Origin of the sequence: Shewanella youngdeokensis (genome assembly GCF_033180165.1) — a bacterium.
In the GTDB taxonomy this organism is placed as follows: domain Bacteria; phylum Pseudomonadota; class Gammaproteobacteria; order Enterobacterales; family Shewanellaceae; genus Shewanella; species Shewanella youngdeokensis.
Window position 1 is genome coordinate 1,970,943 of the sequence record NZ_CP136522.1, and the last position, 12,042, is coordinate 1,982,984.

Annotated in this window: 12 protein-coding genes and 1 riboswitch; all 12 genes read right to left on the reverse strand. The window is 46.7% G+C overall.

What is annotated here, in order from left to right; genetic code table 11:
* Position 1: 1 nt before the first annotated feature.
* From cobO to RGE70_RS08490, 12 genes are read right to left on the reverse strand one after another with little or no spacing between them, the layout of a single operon-like run.
* Complete coding sequence (cobO, locus tag RGE70_RS08435; protein WP_310471030.1) at positions 2-586, reverse strand: cob(I)yrinic acid a,c-diamide adenosyltransferase; 585 nt, start codon at positions 584-586, stop codon at positions 2-4.
* Positions 583-1,356 (reverse strand): adenosylcobinamide-GDP ribazoletransferase, encoded by a 774-nt coding sequence (gene cobS / locus RGE70_RS08440; protein WP_310471031.1) that lies wholly within the window; start codon positions 1,354-1,356, stop codon positions 583-585. The genes cobO and cobS overlap by 4 nt, the downstream gene beginning before the upstream one ends.
* Entirely contained in the window at positions 1,353-2,717 is a 1,365-nt protein-coding gene (locus tag RGE70_RS08445) for a cobyrinic acid a,c-diamide synthase CobB (protein ID WP_310471032.1), read from the reverse strand. Before RGE70_RS08445 ends, cobS begins: the two co-directional genes overlap by 4 nt.
* Complete coding sequence (locus RGE70_RS08450; RefSeq protein ID WP_310471033.1) at positions 2,717-4,186, reverse strand: cobyric acid synthase; 1,470 nt, start codon at positions 4,184-4,186, stop codon at positions 2,717-2,719. The genes RGE70_RS08445 and RGE70_RS08450 overlap by 1 nt, the downstream gene beginning before the upstream one ends.
* Positions 4,183-5,259 (reverse strand): nicotinate-nucleotide--dimethylbenzimidazole phosphoribosyltransferase family protein, encoded by a 1,077-nt coding sequence (locus tag RGE70_RS08455; RefSeq protein WP_310471034.1) that lies wholly within the window; start codon positions 5,257-5,259, stop codon positions 4,183-4,185. Before RGE70_RS08455 ends, RGE70_RS08450 begins: the two co-directional genes overlap by 4 nt.
* Complete coding sequence (locus RGE70_RS08460) at positions 5,260-5,910, reverse strand: histidine phosphatase family protein (RefSeq protein WP_310471035.1); 651 nt, start codon at positions 5,908-5,910, stop codon at positions 5,260-5,262.
* Positions 5,907-6,440 (reverse strand): bifunctional adenosylcobinamide kinase/adenosylcobinamide-phosphate guanylyltransferase, encoded by a 534-nt coding sequence (gene cobU / locus RGE70_RS08465; protein WP_310471036.1) that lies wholly within the window; start codon positions 6,438-6,440, stop codon positions 5,907-5,909. The genes RGE70_RS08460 and cobU (RGE70_RS08465) overlap by 4 nt, the downstream gene beginning before the upstream one ends.
* Positions 6,437-7,300, reverse strand: a complete 864-nt coding sequence (locus tag RGE70_RS08470; RefSeq protein WP_310471037.1) for a cobalamin-binding protein — start codon at positions 7,298-7,300, stop codon at positions 6,437-6,439. The genes cobU (RGE70_RS08465) and RGE70_RS08470 overlap by 4 nt, the downstream gene beginning before the upstream one ends.
* Positions 7,301-7,828 (reverse strand): bifunctional adenosylcobinamide kinase/adenosylcobinamide-phosphate guanylyltransferase, encoded by a 528-nt coding sequence (gene cobU / locus RGE70_RS08475; protein WP_310471038.1) that lies wholly within the window; start codon positions 7,826-7,828, stop codon positions 7,301-7,303.
* On the reverse strand, positions 7,829-8,839 hold the full coding sequence (locus tag RGE70_RS08480) for a FecCD family ABC transporter permease (protein ID WP_310471039.1): 1,011 nt from the start codon (positions 8,837-8,839) through the stop codon (positions 7,829-7,831).
* Positions 8,826-9,638: an ABC transporter ATP-binding protein gene (locus RGE70_RS08485; RefSeq protein ID WP_310471040.1), complete on the reverse strand. Its 813-nt coding sequence runs from the start codon at positions 9,636-9,638 to the stop codon at positions 8,826-8,828. The genes RGE70_RS08480 and RGE70_RS08485 overlap by 14 nt, the downstream gene beginning before the upstream one ends.
* Before the next feature lie 57 nt (positions 9,639-9,695).
* The gene (locus RGE70_RS08490) at positions 9,696-11,546 is read right to left on the reverse strand and encodes a TonB-dependent receptor domain-containing protein (RefSeq protein WP_310471041.1); all 1,851 of its coding nucleotides are present in this window, start codon (positions 11,544-11,546) and stop codon (positions 9,696-9,698) included.
* Positions 11,547-11,713: 167 nt separating this feature from the next.
* Positions 11,714-11,884, reverse strand: a riboswitch (cobalamin riboswitch).
* Between the last annotated feature and the right edge of the window lie 158 nt (positions 11,885-12,042).

Sequence of the window (12,042 nt, forward strand, 5' to 3'; positions counted from 1 at the left end):
ATTACCAGTCAAGGCCTTTGCGGGCTTTGAGTCCTTGATGAAAAGCATGTTTTTCAGGGCGCACTTCGCTCACGGTATCGGCGTATTCTTTAAGCTCTCTGTGGGCTGCTCTACCAGTGATCACGACCGACATCTCTGTAGGGCGTTGTTTCAGGGTCGTGATGATGTCGTCTAGCTCAATAAAGTCCCAAGTGATCATGTAAGTGAGTTCATCTAGCAACAGCACGTCGATGCTAGGATCTTGTAGCCAGATTTTGGCTTGTTGCCACGCTTGCTGAGCGGCGAGTTTGTCTTTGGCCTTGTCTTCGCTATTCCAGCTAAATCCGGTTGCCATGGTATGAAAAGGCACCTTGAGTGACTCAAGCAAGTTACGCTCACCACATTCGCCGACGCCTTTGACAAATTGCACTACTGCAACTTTTTGTTGATGGCCTAAGGCGCGAACGATATTGCCAAAACCTGCGGTGGTTTTACCTTTACCATTACCCGTAATAACCAAAAGTTGGCCGCGTTCTTCTTGGGCATTCTCGACGGCTTTTTCGACATTTTCTTTGTGTTGCTGTTGTTTCTTTGGGTTATAACTCATATTGGTACCGTCATTTGAAAGTGGTAAATAACAAAAAATATTAGGCCGGAGATCTCTATAATCTGTTGAGTAGCCCCTAGGGTATCTCCGGTGTAGCCTTGAATATGGCGCTGCATTAATTTAAGCAAACCGACAAAGGTCGCTAGCCAGATAGCGACTAAGATCAGGGCGGCGTTTAAGGGTAAAATCAGCAGAGGTAATATGCCGAAAACACCTAAAATCAATCGATCTCTGATAGGGAGTTTGGCGTCCTTTTGTGGGGTTTTGTTGTTGTCGTCTTCTCTGGCGTAAGGCAGGAAAACGGCAACGAGCCCAGCAATAGCACGACTGGCGGCATGGCATATGATTAACGCACTACAGGCTTGTATGAGTGGCAATTGATGCAAAGCCATCAGCTTGATAGCAAACGAGCAGATCAGCGCCAAAACCCCATAAACACCGATTTGGCTGTCTTTCATAATCGCCAGTTTGCGGCTTTTTTCCCAACCGCCACCAAAACCGTCGCAAAGATCGGCCAAGCCATCCTCATGAAATGCTCCGGTCAGTAAAATGACCAACACTAAGGTTAAGACCGTCGCTAAGGCTTGGCCCATTAAGGCGCTTAAGCTAAACAGTAAGCCAGCGGCAACCAAGCCAATAAATAAGCCTATTAGCGAGAACCAGCGGCTAGCCTGCGAGATTGCTTGGCTGTCTTTAACGACCCATAGTGGCATAGGTAAACGCGTTAAAAAGCTGGCTGCGGCGAGAATAGCCCCTATGTGTCGTTTCATGTTACACGCTCATTGGTTGAGTGGATTTGCCCAAGAAACAGCTGGCAAGCCAGTTTTGGTGCGCTGGGTAGGTACCAATGCACATAAGAGGCGAGGGTATTATGCTGCAGAAATATTTTTTCCTGCATGCGGTGCTTACCAGCTTGTGAGGCAGTGGCAATCGGGGTTAATGCAATGTCTGATTTTGAATAATGAAAACAGTGACCACTCATAGTGTGACCATCAATTTCGGCGCTGAGCATACCTAAACCTTGCAGCTTGTGCTGCATGGTGGCAGAGCCTGAGATTGCGCCGAGCATATGGGCTTTATCGCCACTTTTTGTGGTCAGTTCATCGAGCAGGTACAACATGCCGCCGCACTCGGCTAAGGTCGGTTTCTGGCTCGCAATATGTTGTTTTATCGATTGGCACATGGATTTGTTGCTGCTTAACGCGTCTAGATGTAACTCGGGATAGCCACCCGGAAGATAGAGACTATCAGCGTTTGGGAGTACAGCATCGTTGATGGGGGAGAAATACTTTATGTTAGCCCCTGCACATTCAAGTAAGGTGATATTGTCGCGATAGATAAATGAAAATGCAGCATCTTTAGCGACGGCAATAGTTTGCCCCTGCAGTGGCTTTGAAGACAAAAATGATGTTGTGGTTGATGATAAAAACTGGCCGTCATCGGTTAATGGCGCTGCGAAGCAAACCGGTTCAGGTAGCGGTAATTCGCAGCTGTTTCCGAGCACTTCAGCGGTTTTTTCTAGCCACTGCTCGATCCCTTCGAGCTCTTGTGCTTGCACTAGACCAAGGTGCCTTTCTGGTAGGGCTAGGCTAGCATCTCTGGGCATCGCGCCACAAAACTCAATACCCTCGGGGAGGCTATCTTTAAGCATGGTGGCGTGGCCGGGGCTGCCGACATAGTTGGCGATAACGCCGAACAAATTGACATCACTTTGGTAGTGAGCCAAACCGTAAGCGATCGCGCCAAAAGTTTGTGCCATCTTTGCTGCTGGGATGACTGCGAGCAACGGAATGCCAAATGTTGCTGCTAGTGCTGCGCTGCTGTTAGCACCGTCAAACATGCCCATCACGCCTTCAATAAGTATGAGGTCGGCTTCCAAGGCTGCTTGGTACAAATGTTGTTTGCAGATGGTTTCCCCCATCATACCAAGGTCAAGCTGGTAAGCGGGATGGCCGCTGGCAAACTCATGAAAGATAGGGTCAATAAAATCAGGACCAGTTTTAAACACTCTGACTTGTTTGCCTTGATTGCGCCAATATCTTGCCATCGCGGCAACCAAAGTCGTTTTACCGCTGTCGCTATTTGGAGCCGTAATAAACAAGGCAGGGCAATAGGCGCGTTTGTGACTCATTAGTGCCAACCCTCAATGTCGCCAAATAGCGAATCAAGATCTAACGACTGTTCAAGACTGTCGGCGAGTCGATTAAGGTTTTCTTCTCGCAGCACTGACATATCACGCGCTTTTTGTTGGTGGTAACCGGCCCAGTTAAGCAGAGCGTCGCAGGCTTGTGGCTCATCGAACACGCCATGAAGATAAGTACCGAAGACTTGGTTCTGTGGGCATATTGCGCCATCTGCATAGCTGTTAGTTTTTGTGCCTAATGTTATCGGTTGAGTTTCGTTAACGTTGCTAATACCAGCATGGATCTCATAGCCTTTTACAGGGTGAGTTTCGCCATTAAGTTTGAGCTCACCGTTTACCTGTTTGAGAGTTTTGTTTTTATCGAGCGTGGTGGCGATATTTAAATAGCCAAGCCCTTCACTGCTGCCTATTTGACCTTCAATACCATATGGGTCATTGATACTATGACCAAGCATTTGGTAGCCTCCACAAATGCCAATTAACTTGCCTCCGAATCTTAGGTGTCGAGCGATTTGCTTATCCCAGCCACGATCTCGTAGTGCGTTTAAATCGCCTCGAACGCTTTTAGAACCCGGTAAAATGATTAAGTCAGCAGGCGGCAGTTCGTCGCCTGGTTTAACAAAGCAAAGGTCAACACCTGGGTGAAGTCTTAATGCATCAAAATCGGTATGATTACTGATGCGCGGCAGACCCGGCACCACGATTTTAAAATGGCTTTCGTCGTCAAGTTGCTGTTGGTTAATTGCGTCTTCAGCTTCAAGGTAGAGGCCGTGCAAATAAGGTACTACGCCAATGACTGGAACCCCCGTTTTCTCGGTAAGCCAAGTCAGTCCGCTTTCTAGTAAGGCGATATCGCCTCTAAAGCGATTAATAATAAAGCCTTTTACCAGCAATTTTTCTGCAGCAGAAAGCAGATCAAAAGTGCCATGTAAGTGGGCAAATACGCCGCCGCGGTCAATATCTGCCACAATAACCACTGGGGTATTTGCGGCAAGGGCAAAGCCCATATTGGCAATATCGTGCTCGCGTAAATTCACTTCTGCAGGGCTGCCTGCACCTTCAACGAGTCTGGCCTGCATGCCTTGGCCAAGAATGTCAAAACTGTCTAATACCATTTCGAGTAATTGCGGTTTAAAGCTGTGGTATTTAACGGCATTCATATCTTCAATGGCTTGGCCGCGAATAATAACTTGTGCGCCAGTGTCGGTATTGGGCTTTAGCAGTACTGGGTTCATATGTACGCTTAATGGCAGGTTACACGCTTGTGCTTGTACCGCTTGCGCGCGGCCAATCTCACCACCGTCGGTAGTGACAGCACTATTAAGTGCCATATTTTGTGGTTTAAAAGGGGCGACTTTTATGCCTTTACGCGCTAGCACTCGGCAAAGTCCAGCAACCATAACGCTTTTACCTGCATCGCTGGTAGTGCCTTGCACCATCAGTTTATATCCGCTCATGCAATGTGTTCCTCTAATGAAATATCTTTTGCTTGGAAATGATTAAGATGACTGTGAACTGCTTGCTCTAATGCTTTGATGATGTCTTGCTCACTCCAGCCCAACTCTTCAGCTAATACAAGGCAACCGCCTAAACCGCAGCCTTCAACGACCTTTCCTTGCTCATAAACCTTGATGCAGTCCATGGTTGATTCATTGAATTGGGTGGTATTAACGCCAATGGTATCTTGGTCATTCAGGTGTTTTAAAATCTGCGAACCGTCACCTTGCAACACCCAGCGGGTGGTAGAGATTTTAACGGCTTGGTCTAAGCGATTTGCTTTTCTGCTTGCTAGCAGTGGCGCGACAAACATCATGCCGCCAACAAAAGTAGGTAAAGGCAGCGGCTTTGGCCACTCATTTATCAGTGTACAAATGGCGCGCTGAATTTCATCATGAAACTTGGGGGTTACCAGCAGTTTATCGAGGTTGAAATAAGGGGTTTCTTGTCGGTAATCTTGTTCTAATTGTGCCAGTATGGCGGACTTTATGGCGAGTTTTTCTTGGTCTTGAGTACTCCCCGCTGGTGAGATCCGCAAGTCCGTTAATAGTCGTAACCACAATGTTGAAAATGTAGTACCGCCAACGCCACATTCAGCTAATAAGCTGATTGCACCGCGCTTTGCCTGATCTGCTAAAGTCGGTAATAAATGTTGCTTTACCAGCTCATCAGTATTGCTATTAACCCCACCGAAATGCTGATTAACCGTTAACCAGGATTGTTGAGTTGTTAGCGGTTTTGGTACATTGAAGTTGAAACTATTAAATTCAATGTTATAACCCGCTTTATGGAACATCCTCAGCAAACCGCGACTGAGAACCGCAGGACTGACGCCGCGATTGCCTAGAAGACCGTCGGAGCTGATGGCTGGTCCGGGTAATGGGGTATGACTTTGACCACATGTCATTAACTCTGCATCTCGGGTAGGGGTTAGGTGCATCAGGTTTTGCCCTACGCCGGCATCAGATAATTGATGCAGGCCCGGTAGGTGAGTAGCGGCACCATTTAAGATATTAAAACAGATCGTTTTCATTTAATTATCCACCTGAGAGTGTAGAGAGACAGAAGGGTTGCTCAGTCCTTGAAGCTGAGGCCACAGCGTGTTCGCCTCATCGATATAGGTATTGAATTGCAGTACTGCAGCATGTTCTAGTTGAACACGGCTCAGGTGTGGGTTCCCTTGTTGGGTGCTGTTGAGCAGCCAAGCGAGTAGCATTCGCATTACGCCGGAATGGCTAACAATAAGGATCCGTTGCCCTGCATATTCACGGCTTAATCGGCCGATACTGCTAGTGAGTCGCTGTAACAGTGCCGTTGTGGTTTCGCCATTGGGGGGCGTATGGTCAAAAGGTGCTTGCCAGTACTCTCCATAGCCGTGCTGGTCTTCCCATAGCGAATTAATGGCTTGTCCATCCCAGTCGCCAAAATCCAATTCTTGCCAGTCACTATCGACAATCAACTGACTATTATGCTGTTGAGCTAAATGCCGAGCGTAAGCGTGGCATCGGCTTAAAGGAGAGCTGATGATGAGGTCAAAGGTTAATCCAGTACTACTGAGCTGCATTTGCTGCCAACCTTTGGCCGTGAGTGGTGGATTAGTTCGCCCCAGTAGGCAATCAGCTTGTTCTGGTTGACCATGGCGCAACAGCGTAAATTCACAATAGTTCATTAGATGTGAGCTCATTGAGTCTTTCCCATCAGTGAGCGAACAGGCGCTTTTAAATTAACGGCAAGCTTGGCTTGGCAGAAATAGACATTGTCAGCGATAGCGGCAATTTTTTGATGCATTATTCCACTGGCGGCAACAAAGGCTTGGCTCATGTCATCATCAGGGATCAAGCTTTGTCCAACCTCGGTACTGACCAAAACAAGATGGCATTGCAGTGAGCTGATGGTGTGACAAAGCTGCTCAATTTGCTCGCTTAAATTATTTTGCGCCATCAGCTGGTTTGTCAGCCATAACGTGAGGCAGTCAACGATAATCACGCTGTTTGGCTGATCTGCACTTTTTAATGCTGTCGCCAATGCTAGCGGTGTTTCTAAGGTGGTCCAACTGCGGGGCCTTTGTTGCTGATGCAAGGTTATACGCTCAGCCATTGAGGTACTCGGCGTCGCTGTTGCAATATAGGTGGTTGGCGAGGTGTGTGCTATTACTTCTTGCTCAGCCAAACCCGACTTACCACTTCTGGCGCCGCCAATGTATAAGCTGATCATTGATCCATTACCTGTGGTTGCGACTCTTTTTGACTTCTGGCTTGATTGACTATTTCACAGATCTCTAGCATGCCTTTGAGTACACGCGGCCCAGTTCTATGGATCAGATCGCCTTGAATAGTGATGATTTGTTTATTGGCCACTGCGGGGATCTCTGGCCACTCAACCCAATTGATAGCCTCTTGATTACTGTTGCCATGGTATACCGGTTTAATAATCACCTCTGGAGTAGAACTAAGTACCTGTTCGAGGCTAACTTGTGGGTAATCACTGACACTGCTGGCGAACACATTATTTGCGCCACAACCGTCAAATATTTCATTCATCCAGCTGCTGGCTGTGGTTGTCAGTGGCATTGGCCATACTTGATAGAAAACATTTACAGGGGGCAGGCTTTGATAGCTAGTTTTTAAGTCTTGTAAGGTTTGCTCAAATTTGTCGGCACTTTGTTTAGCTTGGGCGACATGCCCAGTTAGTTCACCAAGTTCATGTAAGCGTAGCGGGATGTCTTTTAGTTCGGTGACATTAGAGTCTATAAGGGTAAATCCGAGTTGTTTTAATCTAGCCTGCATCGGCGCTGTTGTGGTGCTGGTGTTAACCACGATGGCGTCAGGTTGCAGTAGCATCACGGCTTCATAATCAATAAAATCAAATCGACCAATTCGTTGAATGTCATTGGCTGCACTCGGGTAATCAGCATAGTCGACAGTACCAACAATGGTGTCTCCAGCGCCGATGGCGAATAACATCTCTACTGCATGAGGGGAGAGCACCACCAAGCGGGGTTGTTGCTCTGCATTGGCGTAAAAGCTGCTGGAAAATGTCAGGCACGCTGCTAGCAAAATAGTTAGATACCTCACTTATAGTACCTCTGACTTGATCACCAAGGGCAAGCCGGCAATCGCCACCGTAACACGGTCAAGCTGCTTGCTTAGGCTTTGGTGGAGCCAACCTGACTCATCGACAAACTCTCTGGATAATTCCCCTAGCGGCACCACGCCTTGGCCAACTTCGTTACTGATGAGGACTACTTCGCCAGGCGCTTGCGTTAGCGCATCAAGTAAGGCTTGTTTCTCTTGGCCCCAAACGCGTTCGCTTAGTTGAATGTTGGATAACCACAAGGTTAAACAGTCAACTAAAATGAGGTTGTCGCTGCGGCTCTCTTGTTGTAATACCTTAGCCAAATCTAGGGCGGTTTCGACCAACTGCCATTGTTGTGGCCGCTGGCTTTTATGGTGCGCAATACGCTTAGCCATTGCGCCTGCAGTATTATCAGCGGTGGCGATAACAATCACTTCACCTTGGGTGCGAGTTTGCCACTGCTTGGCATATTCTTGTGCTAAGCGACTTTTACCTGAACGTGCACCACCCATAATTAATTGTTTCATCTATCTAATACCTTGTTTCCGTTTAACCAGTAAACCGATGAAAAAGACACTGCCTAACATGGCTGTCATGACGCCTACGGGAAGTTCTTGCGAGGGTAAAATGAGTCTGGCTAATAAATCGACCCACACCATTAATACGCCGCCTAGTAGAGCCGTTGCAATCAGAGAACTTGAACTGGCTGAGCCGATTAACATGCGCACAATGTGCGGCACCATTAAGCCCACAAACCCAATCCCACCACATGCAGCAACGAGTGAAGAGGTCATTAAAGCGGTTAGCATCAACATGCCTAGACGAAGTGGTAATACGGCCACACCTTGTGTATGTGCACTTTCATCTCCGGCCATAAGAGCCTGAAGCGGACGCTGAAATTGGTAGATAATAATGGTCGCAAATAGCACGATAAAGCCGGGTACCATTAAAGTGTCCCAAGTGGCACGGCTAAAGCTACCCAGTGACCAAAATAGTACCGCTTGCATCGCTTGAGGGTCGCCAAAGTAAAGGACTAAATTGGCAATTGAAGACAGCAAAAAAGAGATAGCTACACCTGAAAGCACCAAGGTTTCTACTTGCCCATCGCGCGCCATTACAACCACAACCGCTACGGCAATTAACGAACCAAGAAAGGCGCAAATAGGTAATGGTAGAAAAGTCAGCCCGCCGGTTAGCGCTAAAATGGCGCCCAGAGATGCACCTGCTGAAATACCAAATAGGTATGGGTCGGCAAGTGGGTTTTTGGTGACACTTTGCAGTACCGACCCCGATACTGCCAAGCCTGCGCCGCAGACCATTGCCATTAATGCTCGTGGCATTCTGAGTTCAATAATAATACGGTCGGCCAACATCATTTTATAGTCAGGCTCAAAACAGTTGATGACGGTGCGGCTAATAGCGCCTATCACTTCCGTTAAGCTGATGTTTGCTGTACCCAGTACGATGGCAACTAAAGGAGATATAACAGCAAGAGGGATTAATATTGCCAATAAAACGTGAGGGTTAAACAGCCGCATGACGTCCCCCATCAAAATGGTAAGTTACACGGGGATGTGCGCCTTGAGGGTGCTTGTCTACTTCGGTTTTGATCCCGTAGATATTTTCGATACTGGTAGGAGTTAAGACTTCTGCTGGTGTGCCACTTTTGATCAACTTGCCTTCTTGCAGTAACAGTAGTTTATCGCAAAATGCGCTGGCCAAATTAAGGTCGTGAATGCTGGCGATTACGGTAATATCTAAGCCTTTTATCAATTTTAATATTTCGACCTGATAACCAACATCAAGATGGTTGGTCGGTTCGTCGAGTAATAACACTTCTGGCTTTTGCAATAATGCTCTAGCTATAAGCAGTCGCTGTTGCTCGCCGCCAGAAAGTGATTCAAAAACTTGTTCGGCTTTCTCGGTTAAATTCACCAGTGATAAAACACGATCTATTTCAATCTTCTCGGCGGCATGATCAATTTTTTGCCACCACTTTTGTTGATTAAGTAGACCTGTAGTTAACAGTTGCTTTGCCGTCATTGAAAAACCGACGGGGGTGTGTTGCAACACGACAGCGACTTTTGAAGCAAACTGTCGATGAGGAATCGATGCTATATTTTGCCCATTCAACATGATTTCGCCACTATCGGGCGTCATGTATTGATACATACAGCGCAATAGGGAGGACTTACCGACACCATTGGGACCTAATATGCCGACAAAGTCGCCTCTATTAATCGTGAAGCTCAAGTCATCGAGCACTGTCTTTGATGACGTGGCCCAATTAAGGTGTTTCACTTCCATGTGAGGTGTAGATTGACTATTTATTGGCATTACTGAGGATATCCAATAGTGCGCCGACAGGGTCGGCGCAGTTACAATTATTGCGGATTAAAAAGCTTGGTAGCTGACACTAAAGAACACCTGACGACCTGGGCTAAATAAGTCTTGGTCGGCGATGATCTCTTCATCAAGTAGGTTGCTTGCTTTGAGGCGGAGCTGCCAAGTATCTGTGAGTTTGTAACCTATGCTTAGATCCACCTGATGGTAGGCATCCAAAAAGTCAGTTACGCCGTCGTAATTGTTATCGCCGTCATTACGCTCACCTTGGTAATGATAATTAACGAGGACGTCAAAGTCAGACCAGGCATAGCTGAGTGAATAATCAAACTCATGTTCGCTGCGACCCAATAGTTGCTCATCAGTTGCACCGTCAATGGCGTCGATATAGCTGTAACCTAACTGATGTGCCAGATCCCAAGTGTTGTAGCTAAGGGATAATTCAACACCCGTGATTTCAGCATCTTGAATATTGGCAGGTTTCCACACGTCCCAACCATAGTCATCGGTTTCACCGGTAGGAGCCCATTGGATCAGGTTTTCAACTTTATTTTGATAGACACTTAGGTAACCACGGAGCATATCGCTGCTGTAGTTGATGGTTAAGTCGAGGTTTTCTGATGTTTCAGAAACCAAGTCGGGGTTACCAGAACCTGGCCAGTAAAGATCGTTAAAGCTTGGCGCTTTAAAGCCTGTGCCTGAAGCGAAAGAGACGCGCCACTCATCATTAAACTGATATGCTAAACTGGCGTTGTATGAGGTCTCACTGTCGATGTTTTCAACATCGTCATAGCGCACTACACCTTCCATCAGTAGCTTACCTAACTGGTAACGTCCAAGTGCATATAGGCCGACGATATCGCGTTCATCAATGGCGTAGTCACCTACAATTGATTCATTTGACCAGTCGACACCGCCGATAAAGGTTAGGTTGTTTGTGGCTGTGTAGCGGTTACTCCAGTTGACTTGATCGCGAGTTGTTTCATATAGGTTAACTCCAAGTTCAGGCATATCAGCACGGAAATGTTCGTTTTGATCACGAGATTGCCCTAAAGCCAGCTTACTGGTGAGCTTGTCACCTTGGTATTGCGCTGCAGCACTCCACAAGTAATTATCGTAATCAGCTTCATTTACACCAGGACCATAATAAGTTGTATTGTCGTAGTCATAACTGCCGGTTTCCAGTTGGCCTGCCCAAGTGAGTAACCATTGCTGATTGAGGTTCTGCTGACCATTAATACTGACGCCAACACGGTCGTAACCGTCGTCATCGGTTTCAGTATCATCTTTAATATCATAACCGTCACTTTGCTCGCTATTAACACTCAAGCTAGTGCTACCGTCACCGTGACTGAGCCCCACGCCAGCGGTACCACGGACATAAGTATCGCTACCATATTCCGCTGAAGCAAACCATTCGCCGCCTTGAAGCTTACGAGTGAAAATTTGAATCACGCCACCAATAGCATCGCTGCCCCAAATAGCGGCTCTTGGGCCTTTGACAACTTCAATGCGTTCAATGTTTTCAGGTGAAAGCGCATTAAAACTGACGGCTCCTAATGTGGCTGAACCGATGCGTACTCCGTCAACCAAAACGAGAACATGGCCAGAATTAGTGCCACGCATACTGATGCTTGAAGATTGACCAGCTCCACCGTCGCGGCTGACGCTTACACCAGGCAAAACTTCCAATAAATCAGCGACTGATTTAGGGCTTAACCGAGCGATTTCTTCACGTTCGATAGTATTAATAACTGTGAGTTGTTGTTCAGGGGTGTTATCAAACCTATCACCAGTGACGGTGATTAATTCCATTGTTGGATTGGCTGGGGCTGCAGCTGTCGCGGCGAATGTTTGGCAAATAGCCATTGTTAAGATAGAAAGTCGCAGTTTAAAACTCATGATTATCCTTTAATTTTTTGAGTTTGAAATTTGCGGGAAAATGCGCCGTGGTGTACGCCTTTGATTGCAAGGAATACCCACTGACGAATAGAAAATAGAAGTGTGTATGTAGTAGTTTTGGGAAACCTAGACACATCTATAGTCTACTTGCTCAAGAAACCCGCTTGAGTCAATAGTGCTTTAGGGTCGGTTTCCTGGCTCACAGCATCTAGAAACATTCCTTCCCGGGTTAACCAGTGGTAATAATGTTTCGCTCTGTTTACAGTTGCAGGTACAGCCGTGGGTTTTAACCACGTTCCCGATTAAGCTAAATTAGCGCCCTTTAGTGGTTGCGAATATATAGAGAAAATTGACGGGGTAACGTGATAATAATCACAATGAAAATTTATTGAAGAAAAGTGTGTTAATTCTCCTAGTATATTTAGAGTAATACTTAAAATTGCAGTTCAATGTTTAACCAATCAGAGTTGTATTAAGTGCAGTATTTTGTTTATAA

Coding starts and splice junctions, on each gene's coding strand:
- cobO (WP_310471030.1), bottom strand. CDS start 586: ATGAGTTATAACCCAAAGAAACAACAGCAACACAAAGAAAATGTCGAA.
- cobS (WP_310471031.1), bottom strand. CDS start 1,356: ATGAAACGACACATAGGGGCTATTCTCGCCGCAGCCAGCTTTTTAACG.
- RGE70_RS08445 (WP_310471032.1), bottom strand. CDS start 2,717: ATGAGTCACAAACGCGCCTATTGCCCTGCCTTGTTTATTACGGCTCCA.
- RGE70_RS08450 (WP_310471033.1), bottom strand. CDS start 4,186: ATGAGCGGATATAAACTGATGGTGCAAGGCACTACCAGCGATGCAGGT.
- RGE70_RS08455 (WP_310471034.1), bottom strand. CDS start 5,259: ATGAAAACGATCTGTTTTAATATCTTAAATGGTGCCGCTACTCACCTA.
- RGE70_RS08460 (WP_310471035.1), bottom strand. CDS start 5,910: ATGAGCTCACATCTAATGAACTATTGTGAATTTACGCTGTTGCGCCAT.
- cobU (WP_310471036.1), bottom strand. CDS start 6,440: ATGATCAGCTTATACATTGGCGGCGCCAGAAGTGGTAAGTCGGGTTTG.
- cobU (WP_310471038.1), bottom strand. CDS start 7,828: ATGAAACAATTAATTATGGGTGGTGCACGTTCAGGTAAAAGTCGCTTA.
- RGE70_RS08480 (WP_310471039.1), bottom strand. CDS start 8,839: ATGCGGCTGTTTAACCCTCACGTTTTATTGGCAATATTAATCCCTCTT.
- RGE70_RS08485 (WP_310471040.1), bottom strand. CDS start 9,638: ATGCCAATAAATAGTCAATCTACACCTCACATGGAAGTGAAACACCTT.
- RGE70_RS08490 (WP_310471041.1), bottom strand. CDS start 11,546: ATGAGTTTTAAACTGCGACTTTCTATCTTAACAATGGCTATTTGCCAA.